Source organism: Caulobacter sp. FG7 (genome assembly GCF_057808875.1).
Genome location: NZ_JBMDIW010000003.1, coordinates 225,977 through 244,259 on the forward strand (window position 1 = coordinate 225,977; position 18,283 = coordinate 244,259).

18 protein-coding genes and 1 pseudogene are annotated in these 18,283 nt (G+C 69.7%); 14 read left to right on the top strand and 5 right to left on the bottom strand.

Annotated elements, in window-relative coordinates; genetic code table 11:
• Nucleotides 1-295 precede the first annotated feature (295 nt).
• From ACODR1_RS04150 to ACODR1_RS04160, 3 genes and pseudogenes are all read right to left on the bottom strand, one after another.
• Entirely contained in the window at nucleotides 296-1,228 is a 933-nt protein-coding gene (locus tag ACODR1_RS04150; protein WP_488879312.1) for a CPBP family intramembrane glutamic endopeptidase, read from the bottom strand.
• A 51-nt stretch (nucleotides 1,229-1,279) separates the two neighbouring features.
• Nucleotides 1,280-1,477 (bottom strand): annotated as a pseudogene (locus tag ACODR1_RS04155) (cupin domain-containing protein); the annotation flags it as partial.
• Nucleotides 1,478-1,629: 152 nt separating this feature from the next.
• Nucleotides 1,630-2,436 (bottom strand): AraC family transcriptional regulator, encoded by an 807-nt coding sequence (locus tag ACODR1_RS04160; RefSeq protein ID WP_488879313.1) that lies wholly within the window; start codon nucleotides 2,434-2,436, stop codon nucleotides 1,630-1,632.
• 408 nt (nucleotides 2,437-2,844) lie between these two features.
• Between ACODR1_RS04160 and ACODR1_RS04165 the strand changes: the two genes are divergently transcribed.
• The 12 genes from ACODR1_RS04165 to repC all read left to right on the top strand — a co-directional run bounded on the left by ACODR1_RS04165 (nucleotide 2,845) and on the right by repC (nucleotide 13,197).
• On the top strand, nucleotides 2,845-3,192 hold the full coding sequence (locus tag ACODR1_RS04165; RefSeq protein WP_116491646.1) for a TrbC/VirB2 family type IV secretion system protein: 348 nt from the start codon (nucleotides 2,845-2,847) through the stop codon (nucleotides 3,190-3,192).
• Between the two features lies 1 nt (nucleotide 3,193).
• Nucleotides 3,194-3,454, top strand: coding sequence for a VirB3 family type IV secretion system protein (locus tag ACODR1_RS04170; RefSeq protein ID WP_488879314.1), 261 nt, complete (start codon nucleotides 3,194-3,196; stop codon nucleotides 3,452-3,454).
• Between the two features lie 8 nt (nucleotides 3,455-3,462).
• Nucleotides 3,463-5,919 (top strand): conjugal transfer protein TrbE, encoded by a 2,457-nt coding sequence (trbE, locus tag ACODR1_RS04175; protein ID WP_488879315.1) that lies wholly within the window; start codon nucleotides 3,463-3,465, stop codon nucleotides 5,917-5,919.
• On the top strand, nucleotides 5,909-6,181 hold the full coding sequence (locus ACODR1_RS04180) for a hypothetical protein (RefSeq protein ID WP_116491629.1): 273 nt from the start codon (nucleotides 5,909-5,911) through the stop codon (nucleotides 6,179-6,181). The genes trbE and ACODR1_RS04180 overlap by 11 nt, the downstream gene beginning before the upstream one ends.
• The gene (locus ACODR1_RS04185; RefSeq protein WP_488879316.1) at nucleotides 6,178-6,903 is read left to right on the top strand and encodes a TrbJ/VirB5 family protein; all 726 of its coding nucleotides are present in this window, start codon (nucleotides 6,178-6,180) and stop codon (nucleotides 6,901-6,903) included. The genes ACODR1_RS04180 and ACODR1_RS04185 overlap by 4 nt, the downstream gene beginning before the upstream one ends.
• A complete protein-coding gene (locus ACODR1_RS04190) occupies nucleotides 6,900-7,157 on the top strand; it encodes a hypothetical protein (RefSeq protein WP_488879317.1) in 258 nt (85 codons plus the stop codon). Before ACODR1_RS04185 ends, ACODR1_RS04190 begins: the two co-directional genes overlap by 4 nt.
• An 8-nt stretch (nucleotides 7,158-7,165) precedes the next feature.
• Nucleotides 7,166-8,386 (top strand): P-type conjugative transfer protein TrbL, encoded by a 1,221-nt coding sequence (trbL, locus tag ACODR1_RS04195; protein WP_488879318.1) that lies wholly within the window; start codon nucleotides 7,166-7,168, stop codon nucleotides 8,384-8,386.
• A gap of 11 nt (nucleotides 8,387-8,397) precedes the next feature.
• A complete protein-coding gene (trbF, locus tag ACODR1_RS04200) occupies nucleotides 8,398-9,087 on the top strand; it encodes a conjugal transfer protein TrbF (protein WP_488879319.1) in 690 nt (229 codons plus the stop codon).
• Entirely contained in the window at nucleotides 9,084-10,178 is a 1,095-nt protein-coding gene (gene trbG / locus ACODR1_RS04205; protein ID WP_488879320.1) for a P-type conjugative transfer protein TrbG, read from the top strand. Before trbF ends, trbG begins: the two co-directional genes overlap by 4 nt.
• Entirely contained in the window at nucleotides 10,175-11,386 is a 1,212-nt protein-coding gene (locus tag ACODR1_RS04210) for a TraB/TrbI/VirB10 family type IV secretion system protein (RefSeq protein ID WP_488879321.1), read from the top strand. Before trbG ends, ACODR1_RS04210 begins: the two co-directional genes overlap by 4 nt.
• A 127-nt stretch (nucleotides 11,387-11,513) precedes the next feature.
• Nucleotides 11,514-11,750 carry a transcriptional regulator gene (locus ACODR1_RS04215; RefSeq protein WP_116491645.1) on the top strand — a complete coding sequence of 79 codons (237 nt, stop codon included), beginning with the start codon at nucleotides 11,514-11,516 and terminating at the stop codon, nucleotides 11,748-11,750.
• Nucleotides 11,751-11,934: 184 nt separating this feature from the next.
• Nucleotides 11,935-13,197 carry a plasmid replication protein RepC gene (repC, locus tag ACODR1_RS04220; RefSeq protein WP_488879322.1) on the top strand — a complete coding sequence of 421 codons (1,263 nt, stop codon included), beginning with the start codon at nucleotides 11,935-11,937 and terminating at the stop codon, nucleotides 13,195-13,197.
• A 91-nt stretch (nucleotides 13,198-13,288) separates the two neighbouring features.
• On the opposite strand, the gene ACODR1_RS04225 is transcribed toward repC, so the two are convergent.
• Both ACODR1_RS04225 and ACODR1_RS04230 read right to left on the bottom strand, forming a co-directional pair.
• Nucleotides 13,289-14,623: a type II toxin-antitoxin system HipA family toxin gene (locus ACODR1_RS04225; RefSeq protein WP_488879323.1), complete on the bottom strand. Its 1,335-nt coding sequence runs from the start codon at nucleotides 14,621-14,623 to the stop codon at nucleotides 13,289-13,291.
• A complete protein-coding gene (locus ACODR1_RS04230; RefSeq protein WP_488879324.1) occupies nucleotides 14,623-14,871 on the bottom strand; it encodes a helix-turn-helix transcriptional regulator in 249 nt (82 codons plus the stop codon). Before ACODR1_RS04230 ends, ACODR1_RS04225 begins: the two co-directional genes overlap by 1 nt.
• A gap of 255 nt (nucleotides 14,872-15,126) precedes the next feature.
• On the opposite strand from ACODR1_RS04230, the gene ACODR1_RS04235 reads away from it, so the two are divergent.
• Both ACODR1_RS04235 and ACODR1_RS04240 read left to right on the top strand, forming a co-directional pair.
• Entirely contained in the window at nucleotides 15,127-16,008 is an 882-nt protein-coding gene (locus ACODR1_RS04235; RefSeq protein ID WP_488879325.1) for a DUF7146 domain-containing protein, read from the top strand.
• Between the two features lie 77 nt (nucleotides 16,009-16,085).
• Complete coding sequence (locus tag ACODR1_RS04240) at nucleotides 16,086-18,188, top strand: chromosome partitioning protein ParB (RefSeq protein WP_488879326.1); 2,103 nt, start codon at nucleotides 16,086-16,088, stop codon at nucleotides 18,186-18,188.
• Nucleotides 18,189-18,283: the final 95 nt, after the last annotated feature.

Here is an 18,283-nt window from a genome sequence, read left to right on the forward strand (position 1 = left end):
AAATACGAACGCGGGACCAGTCCACTGACGAGGGTCAAGCTCTGAGCCCTGCCCTTATGCATCAGCGCGTTGCGGGCCTTGCGCAACGCCTCGACCCTGCAATGCAGCTATCGACGCGCGTCTCTGAAACCGAACTAGCGACGGCCAGAAGCCCAATAACACTATAACTGCTTGATAACGGAGCACATTTTATCAAGCAAGTATGGTGTTACACGCAAGCCCTACGACGACCTGGATCGATCATCTCGCGATGGAGACGTTGCGATACGTCGTGGAGATGCGCTTGGCCGCATCGTCAAGTCTGCGCGCCCGCAGGTTTGTTGTGATCCGGTCCGACGTCTCTGCGTTTTCGTGCGATGCGCCACATAAAGAAGATGATGCCGCAGACAAAGAACAGCGTGCAGAAGATGCTTCCCTCCGGGCCATCCGCGCCACCGGTGAGAAAGTCCGTTCCGGCTGGGGCCAGCGAGACGATGAGCGCGGGCACGCCCGCGTCTAGGCCGGTGACCGGCACGTCGAAGCCGGTGGCTATTATCCAGTTCCATCCCACGTGCCACCCCATCACACCCCAAATGTTGTTGGATGAGATTGACCACGCGCTCGCGAAGAGAGCGAAAAGCAGAGTATTGCCGGTGACGAGCCAGGGCTGATCCCGGGAGAAATGCATCAGCGTAAAGGTAAGCGACGATAACAAGACGGCAACGATGAGGTTCGTGCGGCGTGTGATGACTGAGGTGAGCCATCCACGGAAAATGATTTCTTCGATGCTGGCTTGAACGAGGAAGCCTACGAAGAGGCCAGCCATTGCGATGATTGCGCCAGAGAACTGAGCGGCCGGAAACAGTGCGCCAGGTTCGTAGGCGCCAGCCAACCAGATACAGGCTATCATTGCCGACGGCATGACTACACCAACAACCAGGCCGCCATAGAATCCTAGCGCCGCACCGTCTCTCGTAAGACCGATTGTGCCGGCATTCCGCCGCTCGACGACGGCTATCCATGCGGCAACGGCGAGCAGCCAAGTAATGAAGGATACAAACAGCATCGCCGTGAGGCCCTGGGCGCCGACGAATTCGCCTTGTGCATCCACAAAGCCGAACCGATCAAGAAAAAGCGCGGACGGAATCTCGGTGGCGATCGCAAGGGCGATGCAGATGACGGGAGTGAGAAGCGCCCATGGAAGCCAGCCGCGCGCCGGTGATGTGCTGTAGATGGTTCTGAGGTTCATACCCGCAGACTGAAGCGGGTCGCGGTCCAGTTATAGAACGATCGTGTGCGTTCACTCCCATTGACGCAGGGCGGCGGTTTCGGGGGCGCCGCTGTTGGGCGTGCCAGAAGGCTCGATGAGCAAAAGCTCCACTTCGCGTCTCGTGTGCGGGCGGTATTCCTCGCCCCTCGGGACGACGAAAAGATCTCCGGGCCCAAGCGTGATGCTGCGGTCCCGCAGCTCTATTTCAAGTTCACCCTGTAGAACAAAGAAAAGTTCGTCGTGTCAGCGTGCGTGTGCCAAGCGTACTGTCCCAAGAGTTTGACGATCATGATGTCATAGTCGTTGAGCGTCGCGACCGTTCGCGGCGCCCAATGGTCGGAAGACCATGGCAAGTTTCTGCGTCAGGCCGATCTTGTTTTTCATCTTATGGAGACTGAGGGCGCTCCTCCTACAGGTCTAGGACGATTGAGCCGTTGCCATTGCGCCGGCGTCAGGCCGTAGGCGCTCCGAAAGTGTCGCGTCAGGTGGCTCTGGTCAGAGAATCCGCTGGCAGCGGCGATTTCTGCAAGCGGGGTCCTGCCGTTCATCATGGCTCGCGCTGTGTCGAGGCGGCGGAAGATCAGATAGCGATATGGACTGACGCCCAGCAGCGCACGGAATCCGCGCGAGAGCTGCCAGCGATCCTGCCCGCTGACGCGTTCGAGATCATCAAGTCGGACATTGCTGTCCGGGTGGGCGTCTATGAACGCGCGCGCCAGCGCCACCGCCTGGAGATCCACGCGCCGGTGATACGTCTGTTCACTCCCAAGCTCTGACAGCGCCTCCGCGAGGTCGAGCATGGCCTGATCATACTCCAGGCCACAGAGGTCTTGGTTGAGATCACCAATAAGGGCCGTGGCGGCCGCGTGCAGCCGCGCGTCGTCAGATACGCCCTCGGCAAGGAACGGAAGGGCGCGTCCGCCGAGAGCCTCCTGAAGTGCGGATGGTGCGACGCTGGCGCTCCGGTACCGGAAGTGTCGCCCGTCCCCGGCGTGACCGTCATGAAGCTCATCTGGATGGAGAACGACGATCTGACCGGGCACCGAATGACGCCGTGATCCGCGGTAGGAGAAGCTCTGCACCCCCGCGACGGTTATGGCGATGGCGTATGTGTCGTGCCGGTGTGGACCGTAGGCTGCCCCGTTGAGGGACGCTTCAAACCGCTCGAAATTACCAGGCGCCCGCACTATCCAGCTAGTTTAGTCAAACGACATGCTACTCCACCCCTCCTGCAGACGTGAGTCGATGGGTGTTCGCGAAGATCATAAGGCAAAACGGACGGCCCGCAGCGGCCAAGCAGATCAGAGTCCGCATTGGGTCGTGAGCGGGAGACGGCAACCGCTCCGAAAGAGAACATCTTGCGTGCTCAACGGCGTGGCGCGGACTGACCAAATCGCGTGGCGCTGGCCGTTCAGCGGGCTGGCGTCCTCTAATCGAGGCCCTCGCCCAGGCCACCTGCTTGGCGGCCGAGCACTGAGCGCTGCGCGAGGCTCTGTTACGCTCAAGTCCCGTGGGTTCTCGCTAGCGAATTCTGGTGAATTGCGACGCAAACGCAGGCTGTGCACGGTCTGGTCGTCAACCACGAGGACCCGGCCATGCCTACGCTCCCCTTCTCGTCTGGCCCCTCCCCTCGTCTCGTAGGTTTCCTGGGTCTGACGGCCGTGCTGGTCCTGGCCGCCGGCCCGGCACTGGCGTCCGGCGGCGGCGGCGCGGCCATGCCCTGGGACGACAAACTCAGCGCGGTGGCCGACTCCATCACCGGCCCGGTGGCCAAGGCCATCGGGGTGATCGCCATCGCCCTGACCGGCCTGGGTGTGGCGTTCTCCGAAGGCGGCTCCTGGGTCCGGCGCGGTCTCAGCGTGATCTTTGGCCTGTCGATCGCCTTCACCGCCTCTTCCTTCGCCCTGTCGTTCTTCAACTTCACCGGCGGGGCGGGGTTCTAGGATGGAGCGCGTCGAGGGCTTCGAAATCGAGTTCCACGGTTCGCTGGCCGAGCCCGTCACCCTGGGCGGGGCGCCGCGCGGCCTGGCCGTGCTGATCGGCACCCTGACGGCGATCCTCGCGCTGGGGCTTCAGGCGCCGCTGATCGGCGTGCCGCTCGGCCTGGCGCTCTGGGGCGGCGCCTATGCGCTCGCGCGCCAGGATCCGTACGTCTTCGACATTCTTCGCCGGCACGTGCGCCAGCCGGCCTGGCTCGACGGCTGAGGCGGACCATGTTGTTCCTGGGCGAGTACCGCGGAAAGTCCAGCCGCCTGTTCGACCACCTGCCCTGGGCGCTGCTGATCGCTCCGGGCGTGGTGCTCAACAAGGACGGCGCCTTCCAGCAGACCCTGGCCTTCCGCGGGCCGGATCTGGCCAGCGCCACCGACATCGGCCTGGTGGCCGCGCGCGCCCAGGTCAACAACGCCCTGCGGCGCCTGGGTTCGCGCTGGTGCGTGCATGCCGAGGCCGTCCGCCGGCCCTCTCGCGCCTACCCGGCCGCGGCCTACCCCGATCCGGTCAGCCACCTGATCGACGAGGAGCGGCGCGCCGAGTTCGAGGCCGAGGGCGTCCACTTCGAGAGCCGCTACTTCCTGACCCTGACCTTCCTGCCGCCCGAAGACGCCGTGGGCGCGGCCCGCAGCCTGCTGGTGGAGAACCTGCCCGACGGCAAGGGCTCAGCGGCCCTCTACAGGGCGGCGCTGGACGAGTTCCGGGCCGCTGTCGCCAGCCTGCGCGACATCCTCGCCAGCGTCCTGCCGATGGTGGTCCCGCTCGACGACGCGGCGACCCTGGCCTATCTGCACGCCTGCGTCTCGACCAAAGACCATCCGATCGCGCCGCCGCCGGCGCCGGCCTATCTCGACGCCTTCCTGACCGACGACGACCTGCAGGGCGGTCTCTATCCGCGACTGGGGGGTCACTACCTGCGCACCCTGTCGGTGCGCGCCTATCCGGCCGCCTCCTGGCCGGGGATCCTCGACCAGCTCAACGGCCTTGGCCTTGCCTATCGCTGGGTCACCCGTTTCCTGCCGCTCGACAAGGAGGACGCGCGCAAGGCCGTCACCACCCTGCGCAAGCGCTGGTTCGCCAAGCGCAAGGGTATCCTGGCCCTTCTGAAGGAGGCGATCACCAAGGAGCCGTCGGTCCTGGAGGATCCCGACGCGGCCCAGAAGGCCCATGACGCCGACGCGGCCCTGGCCGTGCTCGGCGACGACCTGGCGGCGCTGGGCTACGTCACCCCCACCATCACCCTGACCCATCCCGACCCAGACGTGCTGGCCGCCCAGGTGCGGCAGGTCGAGAGCGTGGTCAATCGCGCCGGCTTCGTGGCCAAGGTCGAGGACCTCAACGCCGTGGAGGCTTGGCTGGGCAGCCTGCCGGGCCAGGCCTATGCCGACCAGCGCCGGCCGCTGGTCAGCACGCTCAATCTCTGCGACCTGCTGCCGGTCTCGGCGATCTGGCCCGGCCCCGACCACAACGCCCACCTGTCGGCCGAATGCGCCAAGCGCGGTTTTGAAGGGCCCCAGCCGCCGCTGATGCACGCACTGACCGGCTCGACGACGCCGTTTCGCTTTGACCTCTTCCAGGGCGACGTCGGCCACGCCTTCGTGGGCGGGCCGACAGGGGCGGGCAAGTCGGTGCTGCTGCTGACCATGGCGCTGCAGTGGCTGCGCTATCCGCAGGCCCAGGTGCGCCTCATCGACAAGGGCGCCAGCGCCCGGGCCGCCACCCTGCTGGTCGGCGGCGCCTTTCACGACCTGGGCGGCGGCGCAGGCTTGGCGTTCCAGCCCCTCGCGGACATCGACGACCCCGACGAGCGGACCTGGGCGCAGGGGTGGGTGGAGGATCTGCTGGTCTCCAGCGGCATGACCCTTGACCCTGCGGTGCGCGAAGCGGTCTGGACGGCCTTGCAGAGCCTGGCCGCCGCGCCGCGGTCCCAGCGCACTCTCACGCTGCTGGCCGCGACCCTGCAGGACAGGGCGCTGAAGGCGGCGCTGGCGCCGTTCACCCTGGCCGGTCCGTACGGCCGGCTGCTCGACGCGGCCGACGTGGATCTGGCCAGGGCTGACTGGCAGACGTTCGAGATGGGCGAGCTGATCGCCAGCCGCGCGGCCGCCGGCCCGGTCCTGACCTGTCTCTTCCACCGGCTGGCCCGCGACTTTGATGGTCGCCCGACCCTGCTTGTTCTCGACGAGGCCTGGCTCCTGCTGGAATCGACCGCCTTCGCCGGCAAGATCCGTGAGTGGCTGCTGACCCTGCGCAAGAAGAACGTGGCGGTGATCTTCACCACCCCCAGCCTGAAGACGACCCTGGCCTCGCCGATCGCCGGCGCGCTGCTGGAGGCCTGTCCGACAAGGATCTTCCTGCCCAATCCGGACGCGCGCACGCCGGATCTGGCCAAGGCCTACGCCGCTTTCGGCCTCAACGCCCAGCAGGTGTCGATCATCGCCGAAGCGAGCGCCAAGCGCGAGTACTACTACCAAAGTCCGGCTGGCGATCGCCTGTTCGAGCTGGGCCTGGGGCCCGTGGCCCTGGCCGCCGTCGGCTCGGCCTCGCCCGGCGACCAGGCCCTGATGACAAAGCTCCTGGCCGAGCACGGCCAGGGAGGCTTTGCGCCGGCATTCTATCGCGCCAAGGGCCTGCCCGAGGTCGCCGAGTTCCTGGCGCAGGCCCGCCATGCGGCCTGATCCGCGCCTGGGTCCTTGGGGGCGGCTGCCGGCCGCGTGGACGGCCAGCCCGCGCCGTCGGCGCCTGGCCTTCCTCGTCCTGCTCGCGCCCGGCGCGCTCATGGCCGTGGCCGGCGCGCAGGTCCTGGTCAGCCCGCCGCTGCTGGCGGCCGGCGTGGCCTGGCTGGCCGCCGCCCTGGCCGTGCGCTCGGCGTCGGAGCCGCGCTTCCTGGCCCTTGAGGCCGAGAACGCCACACCGTTGCAGGAGGAGACCATCCCATGACCCCCAGTCGTCGCCGTCTTCTGGGCTGGACGCCTCTGGGACTGGCGCCGCTGCTGGCGGCGGGCCTTGCGCCTGCGGCCCGCGCCCAGCTCACCGTCTACGATCCCGCCGCGGTGGCGCAGATGCTCAAGCAGGTCAGTCAGGGCCTGCAGCAGATCCAGACCCTGCAGGCGCAGCTGGCCAACTCCCAGCGCATGCTTGAGACCCTGGGCCTGGACGTCACCGGCCCGCTTCGCGACATCGCCGGCCAGGCCACGGGCCTGCTGCGCCAGGCCCAGGGTCTGGGCTACACGGCCGCGGACATCAGCCGCGACTTCGCCGCGCTCTATCCGGGTGACCTGGCCGGGCTGACGCCGGCGGCCCTGGCCGACAGATTGAAGGCCTGGAGCCAGGCCAGTCGCCAGACCCTGCAGGACGCCCTGCAGGTCCAGAACCAGATCGCCCAGGCCCAGGGGATCACGGCCGGGGCGGTCGGGGCGGCGGTGGACGCCTCCCAGGCCGCCGCCGGCCAGACCGCGGCGGTGCAGGCCACCAACCAGCTGCTGGCGGCCCTTTCCACCCAGCTCACCCAACTGCAGGTCCTGCTGATCACCCAAGGACGGCAGGCCCAGACCTACGAGGCCGAGCGCCGCGCGCTCGTCGAAAAGGGCGAGGCCGACCGCCAGCGCGCCGCAGCGCTCCCCGCCCCGCCGCCTCCCAGTTCCAGGCGCGCCTTCCAATGATCCATCGCCCTGTCACGACGCTCGTTCCTTCGATGCTTGTCGCCGCCGTCCTGGTCCTGGCCGCCTGCGGGCCCAAGCCGGCCGCCGCACCGCGAGCCGTCGGTTGCACGGCCGATGAAATGCGGACCCGCCATGCCCGCACCGCGGCCTGCCGCGCCGAGTTCCAAGCGATGCTGGAGCGCGCCGAGGCCGAGCGGCGGCGAGCTTCAGCCTTGCCGCAAGTCGCGCCCGCGCCCGCGCGCGACCAGTTCTGAGGGACACGATGTCCACCGCCTCGCCCGCCGCCATCGATGACCTGCTCGACCGCTACACCACCCAGGTCGGCTCGGGGTTCGGCCTGATCCAAGGCGACGTCCAGGCGACTTTCGGAGTTCTGATGACCATCAGCCTGGGCGTCTCGGCCCTGCTCTGGGCGCTCGACGAGCACGAGAACGTCCCCGCGGCCCTGGTGCGCAAGATCCTGCTCTTTGGGTTCTTCGCCTGGCTGATCTCGGGCTGGAAGGCGCTGACCCTGACGGTGATCAACGGCTTTGCGGCGCTAGGGCTGAAGGCCGGAGGCGGCGCCCTGTCCGTCGGCGACTTGATGCAGCCGTCGAAGGTGGCCATCGACGGCATGAAGGTGGCATTCGAACTGCTCGAATACATCGGTCGCCTCGCCAGCGAAGGCATGGGCGTGGGGTTTTTCACCCATATCGACGCCATTCTGATTACAGCGGTCGTCGCCATCGGCGTCGTCCTGGCCTTCATGGTGCTGGCCGTGGAGATCGCCGTCACCATCGTCGAGTTCTACATCGTCACCCTGATCGGCTTCGTCACCGTGCCGTTCGGGATCCTGACCAAGACCGCCTTCATGGCCGAGCGGGCCATCGGCTACGTCGTCTCCGCGGGCGCCAAGGTGATGGCCCTGGCCCTGGTGGTCTCGATCGGCGAGCAGATCTTCACCAGCTACACGGTCTCGGCCGAACCGACCTGGGCGGAGTCCTGCGGACTGCTGCTGGCCGCCCTGCTGATCGTCATGCTGGCCTTGAAGGCGCCCGCCCTGGCGGCCGCTCAAATCACCGGCGGTCCGCAGCTCAGCGCCGGCTCGGCCGCCGCCGGGGCGGTGGGCCTGGCCGCCACGGTGGGCGGGCTGGCCCTGGCCGGACGCTGGGCCATGGGCGCAGGCGCGGCTGGATCGGCCGCCTCGGCCCGATCGGCCTCGCGGCTGCCCAGCGGGGGCCAGGGCGGCGGCCAAGGCGGCGGCAGGGGAGGAGCATCCGGGGGCTCGCCCCCCGGCGGGTCGTCAGGCGTCGGCGCCGCCGCTTCGGGCGGTGGGCGCCGGGCCGCCTCGACCAGCGCCGTCGTCGGCCGCGCGCGCGCCACCTACGCGCCACCGTCTGGGGCCAACGCCTCGTCGGCCGCATCGGCCGGCGGGCTTTCGGACGATCCGCCGCCCGAGCCCGAGGACGGGGAGCCCGATCCGCCCAGACGGCGCAACCCCTGAAGGAGCCGTCGATGACGTCCAACGCCTTCAAGCGCCCGCAGGACCGCTATGGCCAGTCCACGCCGCAGGAGACGCCGTATCATCGCGCCGCCCAGGTGTGGGACGACCGCATCGGCTCGGCGCGCGTGCAGGCGAAAAACTGGCGGCTGATGGCCTTCGGCTGCCTGGCGCTGGCGATGCTGAGCACCAGCGCCTTTCTTTATGTACAGCTGCGACGGCCGATCGCGACCTATGTCGTGCCGATCGACCGGTATGGACGCCCGGGCCGGGTCGAGCTGGCCGACCGCGCCTACAGGCCCGACGAGGCGATCAAGGCCAGCTTCGTCTGCGACTTCGTCGAGCGCGTGCGCTCCAAGAGCACCGATCCGGTGGTCCTGCGGCAGAACTGGTCGCGGGCCACGCGGATGACCAATCAGGGCGCGCGGGCCAGCCTCGTCCAGTACGGCCAGGATCACGACCCGGCCGCGCGCCTGGGCCAGGAGGCGGTTTCCGTCGAAATCGCCTCGGTGCTTGCCCGCAGCCCGACCACCTTCCAGGTCCAATGGCGCGAAACGACCTACCTGCAAGGCGTGGCCGGTCCGCCGGTGCGCTGGACGGGCCTGTTCAGCGTCGCGCCAAGGCCGCCCAAGACCGAGGCCGAGCTTTTCGACAACCCCCGGGGCCTGGAAATCACCAGCTTCCAGTGGAGCCGCGACCTATGAGCCTGCGCATCACCCTTCCCGGCCGCGCCCTGGCCCTCATGGGCGCCCTGGCCTGCGCGCCCTTGGCGGCGGCGTCGTCCGCCCAATCGTCCGCGCCGCCGCCGTCTCAGGCCCAGAGATCCCGACCCGCGGTCCTGCCGCCGGTCCCGCCGACCAACGGCCAGGCCCAGAGCGCCGGGGCCCAAGGCGCGGGGGTCGGCGCCGTCGCGCAGGCCAAGGCCCCTACGCCGGCCGCCTCGCTCACCGGCGCGACCCAGGGCGCGGCGCCCGCGCAATCCAGGGGGCCGCGCCGACGGTCCGGGACGAACCTGGCCTTGGCCAAGCCGCTGGCTGCCTTGCAGCGGGCCAACGCCGAAGCGCGCGCCGGGCCCACCAGCGGCGTCTTTGTCAACGCCGCGCTCTATCACGCCTTCGAGCCGGGCCGGCTCTATGCGATCCACACCAGCCCAAGGTTCCTTACCACCATAGCGCTGCGGCCCGGCGAGAAGCTGATCGCCAAGGCCGCCGGGGACACCGTGCGCTGGGTGCTGGGCGAAACAGAAGCCGGGACCGGACAGGCCCAGCAGGTCATCGTGCTGGTCAAGCCGATGCGGGGCGGCCTGCGCACCAACCTCGTTCTGACCACCGACCAGCGCACCTATCTGATCGATGCGGTCTCCACCGACAGCGGCGCATATACCAGCGTCCTGTCCTGGACCTATCCGCAGGAAGAGGCCCAGGCCAGGGCCGCCGACGCCGGCCGCCGCGCCGCGGCCGCGCAGGCGACCGAGGCCGTCCAGGCCGCCGTGCCGGTCGAGCGCCTCGACTTTCGCTATCGGGTCACGCCCCTGAAGGGCCGCGCCCCGCCTTGGACGCCGGTGCGGGTGTTCGACGACGGGACCAAGACCTACATCGAGTTTCCGCCCGACCTGGCCGTGCGCGAGGCGCCGCCCGTCTTCCTGCTCGACGCCGACGATCAGGCCCAGCTGGTGAACTCGCGCCTCTTGGGCCGCTACCTGGTCGTAGACCGGATCATCGACCGCGCCGAACTGCGCCTGGGCGCCAAGAAGCCGGTGGTGGTGCGGCTGACCCGACAGGAGCCGCGTCCATGAGCGTCGAGCCGCCGGTCTCCAATCCCGCCGCCGCGGCGGGCGCAGCGTCCAAGCGACCGGCCGAAGGGATCCTGGTCGCCCCGCGCCGGCCGATCACGCGCTATCGGCCCGTGGCGATCGCCGCCGTCGCCGGCGTCATCGTCCTGGTGATCGGCTCCGGGTTCATCCTGGGCATGGGCCAGGGCCCGGCCCGGCGAGCGCCGGCGCCCCAGGCGGAGGCGCGCGCCGCGGACGGACCCACGCCGATCGAGGCGCGCCTGCCGGCCCGGTACGACGATCCGGCCGCCCTGCCCGCGCCGCTCGGCGCGTCCACGGGTGCGGGGGCCTCGCCAGGCGCCGCGGCGCCGCAGCCGACCGCGCCGGTCTCCCCCGAGGTCCAGCAAGCCCGCCAGGAACGCCTGGCCGCCCGGGCCTCGCCGCCCTTCTTCAATGGGACCGGCGGCGCGACGGCGGCGCGGCCATCGGCCGAGGCGCTCGATCCCGCCGCGCCGCCGGCGACCCTGGCCCCCGCAAGCCCGAACGGGGCGCCCGCCCCGCCGTCTCCGACGTCGGCCAGGGAGCAGTTCATCGCCGCGGCGGCGACGCGCGGGCCGCTGGCCCCGATCCTGCCGCGGTCGCCCCTGTCGCCCTTTGAGGTCAAGGCCGGGGCCCTGGTCTCGGCGGCCCTGGTCACCGGGATCAATTCGGACCTGCCCGGACCGGTCATCGCCCAGGTCACCGAGCCGGTGTTCGATCACCGCACCGGGCGCACCGTCCTGATCCCGCAGGGGACGCGCCTGATCGGGCGCTACGACAGCCAGGTGGGCTATGGCCAGGACCGGGTGCTGGTGGTCTGGACGCAGATGGTCTTTCCCAGCGGCCGCAGCGTGGATCTGGGCGCCATGGTCGGGCTCGACGCGGCCGGGATGAGCGGCCTTTCTGGCAAGACCGATCGCCACCTTCCGGTGCTGGCCCGCGCCATCGGGCTTTCGACCCTGATCTCGATCGGCGGCGCGGCGGCGCAGAACAGCGCGGGCCGACGGGGCGACCGGGTCGTGCTGCAGGACGCCGCCGGCGGGGTCGCCGCCTCGGCCGGCCAGAGCGGCCAGCGCCTGGTCGAGCGCGACCTGCAGCGGGCGCCGACCTTGCGCATCGCGCCTGGCCAGCTTGTCCGGGTGCTGATCGACCGCGACCTCGTCCTGCCGCCGGAAGGCGGGTCATCCCCTTGAATTACCAAGCAATGGATCGCGCCCCGATTCCCAGTCAGATCAAGGGTCATTATTCGCTTAACGCGGGTGTTTCGCCGTTCACCTTTATTAGTTGGCCGGCTGGAATCGCGATCTTATCGGCGGGGCCATGAAGACCGCTCGCGATCTTGCATACCAGGCTGAATACCAGAAGCGCCTTCGCGCCGAGGCCCGTGCGGCCGGCAAGGCTCAGCTGAACGGCATGGTCGGCAAACGCTTCATCGAACTGCTTGACGCGATGAAGGCCGAGCGGGGCTTCGCCAATCGGATGGACGCCCTCGAGCACGTGTTCGAGGTCTATTTCGACGGGGGCGATGAGGAAAGGAAACACGCCGTGAGCGCATAGAAAAACCCGGCTCGCTGTAACGCGCCGGGTTCTCCAGGTCATTCGCTAGACGGGGCGCCAACCCCGACCGAGCTCCTAGTTCCTGCTCTTTCTAACCGAATCACCGACATCGCTGCAATCCAAAAACGCGCGTTCGCGCGACGGGAACCTGTGCGCCTGCGGCCTCCCCAAGGAGGAGCAGAAAATGCAGACCGTCTCGAACGGGGTGGGAGACGTGCGCCGTCTGGCGGACGCCCAGTGGGCGGCCGCAAGGCTCGCCGAAACCTACCAGGGCCTGCCGGAGGGCGTCTCCAAGGCCATGCTGCTTGACCGGTTCGAGCGCGCCGCGCCCCGCCTGGGGTACGGCGACGGTCTCGTGCGCCTGATCCGCGCCCTGGTGCGGGTCACCGCCGAGCAGGACTGGACGGGTCGCACCCATCCCCTGGCCTGGCCGTCCAACGATGCGCTCTGCGAGGAGCTGCAGCGCTCGCGCAGCTGCGTCCAGGGCCTGATCCGCCTGGCCGTTCGCGCCGGCCTGGTGCACATGAAGGACAGCGGCAACGGCAAGCGCTGGGGCTGGCGCGACGAGCGCGGCTTCATCGTCGAGGCCTTCGGCTTTGACCTGGCGCCCATGGCCGCGCGCTGGGACGAGTTCGCCGACCTGGCCGCCGCGCGGGGACTTGAGCAGGCCCAGCGCCGCCACCTCAAGCGCAAGCTCGGGGAGATCCGCCGCGAGATCCGCACCGTCTGCGCCGACGCCGTCCATCGCGGCTTTGGCGGCTATGACTGGGCCGGCGCCGTCGACCAGGCGCTTGGCCGGCTGCCGCGCACCCCCAGCCTTGCCGAGCTTGAGGCGCTGCACGAGACGTTCCAGGCGCTGCTGGCGGCGGTGGACGCGGCCTGGGTGAAGGCTCGCAAATCCATTCAAAATGAGCCCAGGGGCGTCGTGGACGAAGCCCAGAAAGAACCTACAACCCAGCCTAGATCCGCAGGAGCAACGTATTCTTCTCCTCGAAAGGAGGTAGTCGAGCCCTCGGCGCGATCGGCCCGCCGGGCGGCGGAGGCTGACCCGGCGGCAGTGGAGGCCGCGATCAGCGAGGAGGTCATCCCGCTGTCGCTGGTGCTCGAGGCCGTGCCCGAGCTGGACGACTTCCTGGCCGATCCGGCCCAGGCCCAGTGGGAGGACCTCGTCGACGCGGTCGGCCGGGCCGCGCCCCTGATGGGGATCAACCTGTCGGCCGTGCGCGAGGCGCGCGAGGCCATGGGCAGGAACAGGGCCGCCATAGCCCTGGCCACCGTGCTGGCCCGTTGGAAGGATGGGGAGATCCGCAGCTCGGCCGGCGGCTATCTGCGCGCCATGTGCGAACGGGAGCGGTTCGGCGGCCTGAAGCTTTTGCCCAGTCTCTATGGGCTCAAGGATCGCTTGGCCAAGGCGCCGCCAAAAGCGCCCTCCTCGCGCAGGGACTAGGGGAATGGTCCTGATGACGGCGCTTCATGCGCCAGAGCGGCGATTTTTCGCGCCGCATCGCTGGACATTGGCCGCGTCGGCGGCGGGAGGCTCAAGCCTTGGTCGCGGCGTCGCCATCCAGGTATCGGCCGATCTGAGCCAGCCGGGCATGGGCCGCCTGGGCGATCGGGCCGCTGACGGCGGCCGGAAAGTCCGCCGGAAGCGAGGCCAGCACCCGGTCCAGCCCCGCAGGGCCCGCCTGCGCCAGGTGGGCCAGCATCTTGCGGACGGCCTCAGGATCCAGGCCGCCGGCCGCGCCGCTTTGGACGAAGTGACGCGGGGCGACGTCGCCGACACGGTAATGTCGCCGCTCGCCGACGGCCATGGCCAGCTTCATCTGCTTGGGCTCGATCTGACGGGCGGCGCGACTGGGCTCGGCCGACAGGACGTCGTAGAGCGGGGTCATCCGAAAGCCGCCGCCCGGTTGCAGGAAGAGGCTGAAGTTCTTGGCGTGGCCGTCGGTGGCCCCCAGCAGCCAGAAGACGACCTGGGCCTTCAGGAAGGCCAGGCGATCGTTGGCGGGCGTGTCGCTCGCGGCCAGCAGGTCCAGGCCTTTGAGGACGCCGGGGCCGCCGTCGGCCTCGTACTTGCCCACCCACGGCGTGGAGAGGGCCTGGCAGAAGTCCTCCTGGGGGCGGCGCAGGAGGCGATGATCGCGGTCGTGGAAGCGGTCGAACCGCTCGACGACCAGAACCCGCCGGTCCTCGAAGCTGGCCATCTCGACGGCGGCGCTGGGCAAGCCCCACGCCGCCAGCAGGGTCAGGCAGAGGTATTCGTTCTCCACGCTGTTGGAGAGGTCCAGGCCATTGGGCAGGCGACCGATCTGCGGCTTGAAGATGTGGGTGGTCGGGGTCGCGCCCAACGGTCGCAGCCATTGGCCGTCCTGGCGCAGGAAGGCGGTCTTTTCCTGCGCGCCGGCGATCGATATGCGAAAATCATCGTCGGGCTCCAGACCCAGCGGCGCCCGGGCCAGATTGGCCAGGATCCTGGCGATGGCCGCCTCGGTCATGGGCAGGCCCTCCACCTGGCCGACAACCGGCGCCGGCGCGCTCTCGGGGAGAAATTGCAGAGCCCCCACGCAGTCGCGGCCCAGCGCCGACAGCAGGCTGTAGGCATCGATGCCTTCAGCGCCCACCCTGGCCGCGACGCGGCTGCGAATGTCGATGTTGTCGGGCAGCAGGTTGTCGAAGACGGCCATCACCGGCGCGCCGATGTAGCGGTCCTCGCGCAGCGGCAGGGACAGCGAAACGGGCAAGGCGGCGCCTACCGTCAGCCATTCGGCGTCGTAGGTGAAGTCGACGGCCCCGCTGGGTTCACGACGCAGCAGCCCGACCCGCCGGCCGTTCATGTAGACGGCCAGCGGGCTGTGGCGCGAGCGGCGGGCCATCAGAAGAGGTCCGCCAACGCGGCGTCGTCGACGGTTCGGCGAGGCCGCACGACCAGTTCGAGATTGAGCACGGCCAGAACCGTGAAAAGGGTCTCCAGAGTGGCGCCCTTGCCGGCTTCGAGCTCGGAGATGGTGGCCTGGCGCAGCTGGGCGGCGCGGCCCAGTTCGGTCTGGGTCAGATCGGCCTTCTTGCGATAGCGCTTGAGGCTGGCGGCGAGCTGACTTTCGTTCCGGACGATGATGTCCACGGCGTGTCTCCGACCTTTATACGCCATTGCGTATAGTGCAAGATTATACGGCATCGCGTATAAATCAAGGGTATACGGATAACCGTATAACGACCGATTATGCGGTTATCCGTATAAGCGGCGGGCGCCTGTCGCTGCGCCTGACCGGCCTGGGGGCGCGGACGCCCGGCCGGAGCGCTTGAGGGGCCGCCGTGACAAAGGCCAAGCCAGGGCTTGGGCGGGCGGGCCGCCGGATGCGGCCGAGGAGTCCTGCCCATGTCGTTGCGCGCCATCGTCCGCCGCTTGGGCGGCGACCTCTATGACGGAGGTCGCCGCGCCAACATCCCCGCCCCCGGCCACAGTCGGCGCGATCGCTCGGTGTCGCTGCTGGAGCGCGACGGCCGGGTCATCGTCCATAGTTTCGCGGGCGGCGACTGGCGCGCGGTGCGCGATCATCTGCGCGACCTTGGTTTGCTGGGACCATCCGGAGACTGGACCGCGGCGGCGGCGCCGATCGAGACCGCTTCGGATCGGGGGCGCACAGCGCGCCGCGACGCGGCCCTGCGGCTTTGGCGCCAGGGCCGGCCTGTCGCCGGCACGCTGTCCGAACGCCACTGCCGAGGTCGCGGCGTCGCGGGCGACATCCCCGGACCTGACGCGCTGCGCCATCATCCGGCCGCGCCGCTCGCGGTCTATCGGCCGACAGGGGCCACGCGCCCGGCCCTGATGGCCGGCGTGCTTGGTCCGGACGGGACGGTCACCGCCGTCGAGCTCACCTATCTGACCCCCGGCGGACGGCGCGCCATCGACCTGACCCTGCCGCGCAAGACCGTCGGCCTGATCCCGGCTGGCAGCGCCGTGCGCCTTGATGCGGCGGGGCCGGATCTGCTGGTGGCCGAAGGGGTGTTCACGGCCCTGGCCGCCCGACATCGGTTCGCCCTTCCGGCCTGGGCGCTGCTGTCGACCTCGAACCTGCGGCGCTGGCGGCCGCCCGCGGGCGTGCGCTTGGTGCTGATCGCCGCCGATCGGGGTCCTGACGGCGAGGCCTCGGCCAGGCAACTGGCCGAGGCGCTGGGCGATGGCGGCGTGAGGTCCCGGATCGCCCTGCCCCCGCCTGGCATCGGCGACTGGGACGAGGCGGCCAAGGCCGAGCTCTGACCAAAAGGACAAAGGCAGGGCCGGCGCGGGCGCGCCGAGGATCCAGGATGGGCCTGGCCCGGCGCGGGAGCTTCGACATGACCAAGACCCGCACCGTCCCGACCGCCTCTGGCGAGCCCGCCGCTCCAGAGGCCAAGCTCCAGGACTTCCAGATGCTCAGCGTCCGCCTGGGGGACCTGGACCTGGCGCAGGAGAATCTTCGCTTCGACGAGCCGGTCGACGATGACATTCCTCAACTGGCCGACACCATCGGTGCGGCCGGGGTCCTGATCGCGCCGATCGTGCGACCCGGCCGCAAGGGCGAGGCGCCGTTCATGGTGCTGGACGGCCGCCGGCGTCGCATGGCGCTGCTGCTGCGCCGAGATCGCGGCGACATCGACGACGATCATCTGGTCGCCTGCCAGGTGGCGGTGAGCAAGGCCGCCCAGGCCGCCGCCCTGGTCCTGCCCAACACCGAGCGCGCGCCGATCCACACCGCCGCGGTGATCCTGGCCATCGGCAAGTTCCGCAAGGCCCGCATGGATACGGCCGCCATCGGCAAGGCCCTGGGCTATGACGTCGTCGAGATCCGCCGCCTGGAAGCCCTGGCCGGCGTGCACGCCAAGGTGCTCGACGCCTTCCGCCAGGGTCGCCTGACCCTCAAACAGGTCAAGCTCTTCGCGCGCATCGACGACAAGGCCCAGCAGGGCCAGCTCGCCCAAGCCGCCCTGGACGGCCACCTGCAGGACTACCAGCTGCGCGCCCGCGTCGAGGGCGGACGGGTCAGCGTGAAGGACCCGCGCGTGGCGCTGGTCGGCATGGCCCGCTACACCGCGGCCGGCGGCGGCTCCAGCAGCGACCTCTTCGGCGAAATGCCCGACGTCGTGCTCGATCCGGATCTTCTGCAGCGGCTGTGGCAGTCGCGGGTCGATGAACTCGCAGACAAGCTGGTCGCGCTGGGGCTGACGGTGTTCAGCGGGCCGGACGGCGGCGTCGCCGCGCCTGACGGCTACGAGACCCTGCCATACGTCTATCACGGCGACCTCACCGACGCTCAGAAGGTCGCGCGAGCCAGTGCGCGCGAGGCGCTCGACGCGGCCAGGGTCCGGCTGAAGGCGATGACGTTCGACAGCGAGGCGGCTTTGGACGCCATGGTCGAGCTGATCACGGCGGACGCCGCGCTGGCCGCCGCTGGTCTGGGCCGAGGAGAACTGGGGGCGCTCTTGCTGTCGCCCAGCGCCGATCTCGGAGTCGAGGCCCGCTTCTTCCGGAAGGAGGTCGAGGAGATCCTTGATGAGGATGAGATCGATGACGAAACCGCGCCGCGCATCGCCGCCTCGGCCGGCCCGCCGGACATCGCGGCGGCAAAGGTGAGCGTCGAGCTGGACGGGGCCGGACACCACCTGCACGAGACCCGGACCGATATCGCCACGCGCGGCCTGATCCGGGATCTGGCCGACAATCCCGCCGCCGCCCTCTCCGCTCTCCTGGCCCAGCTCTTCAAATGCCTGGCCCTGCGCGGGACAAGCCGCCCCAGCGAGTCGGCCCTGACCGTGGAGGCCAGCGCCTACGCCCGCAGGGGCGCGCCGCCGATGCCGGCCCTCGACGGCGAGGTGTTCGAGCGCCTGGCGGCGAGGCGCGAGGCCTATCTGGCCTCGGGCCTTCGTCCCATAGGCTTCGTCGACGGCCTGCCGCATGGGGAGAAGATGGCGCTGCTGGCCGAACTGGTGGCGGTGTCCGTGGACCTGAAGGAGGTGCGCAACACCCTGATCCGGCGCAGCGCGCGGGCCGAAGCGGTCGAGATCGCCGCCCTTTGCGACACCGACCTCTCGGCCCATTGGTGCGCCGACGTCCCGTTCCTGGCGCTGCATTCCAAAAAGCAGCTCCTGGCCATGCTGTCGGCCATGGAGGTCGAGGATGATCGCGCCGCGGGCCTGAAGAAGGACGACCTGGTCATCCTGGTGGCGGATGCGGCCGCGCAGCGGCGCTGGGCGCCGGCCGCCCTGTCCTGGGCGTCGGCCGAGCCGCGGGTCGAGGCGGCGGAAGAGCGACCTAAGACCGCCGTCGGGGACGACGCCGGCCCCGTGACCGGCCCCATGGCTCGCGTCATGACCGGCCAGGCGCTTGAGGCCGGCTCGGCCGAAGGCGACGTCGACGCCGCCGACGATAAGGACGAGGCTGCGTCGGTGATCGCGGCCTGACGGCGCGAGCCCCCGCCCTCCGGGCGGGGGCTCGCATTCTGCTGGCCTGGCTCGGGACGGTTCCACGAGGAAGAGGCAGGGCCGGGGCGGGCGAG